1 protein-coding gene is annotated in these 667 nt (G+C 35.4%); it reads left to right on the top strand.

Going from position 1 to position 667, the window contains the following annotated elements; genetic code table 11:
* Positions 1 to 667 (top strand): hypothetical protein (locus V1T75_RS16390; protein ID WP_330489566.1); only part of this gene is annotated, 667 nt, incomplete at both ends.

Here is a 667-nt window from a genome sequence, read left to right as displayed (position 1 = left end):
TAAGCAAAACGTACAATCTAAAGGGACAGGAGAATTAGCCGAAGGATTAACTATTTTAACAGAAAATGTCCATAAAATAACCGTAAACAATACAATTACATGGACTTTTAAAATAGACTCTACAATTCTTGAAGACTCAGATTTTGAGAATTTTTTAGTTAAAAAACACGATGACAAATTCAGCTATTTTTTAGTTACTTATCAAGTAGGAGAAAATAAAGCGAATAATGAAGTTCCTTACAAAAAGGTTAGTTTATATCCAATTTCAGAAGAAAAATTAAAGTTAGATAACTTACATCTAGCAAAAGGAGATTCTTTTGATTGGGTTGAGCCAGATAGTGGAGGTGGCACCACAGAAGAACCTTGTGAGGGGGTGTATGCAGGAACAGAGTTTCAAACATGTAATCAAGGAGGGTATCATACAGCTGGTACTTATTGTTGTCAACACTATGATTTTTCAACAGGACAAGATGGACCACATGGTTGTGATTATATGAAAAACTTTATGGGTTGTGGAAATACATGTACAGGTACCAAAGAAGTGGCTATCTATGATTTTTCACATTGTAATAACGATTTGCCAGATGGACCAAGTAACGACTTACCAGAACCAGAAGATGGTATGGTAGGAGGTGATGTTACCGGAGGTGGCGGTGATATTGCAGAA

The organism is Tenacibaculum sp. FZY0031, assembly GCF_036350695.1.
GTDB lineage: Bacteria > Bacteroidota > Bacteroidia > Flavobacteriales > Flavobacteriaceae > Polaribacter.
Note: the sequence above shows the minus strand (reverse complement) of the source record. Positions and strands in the feature narration are given on the sequence as shown.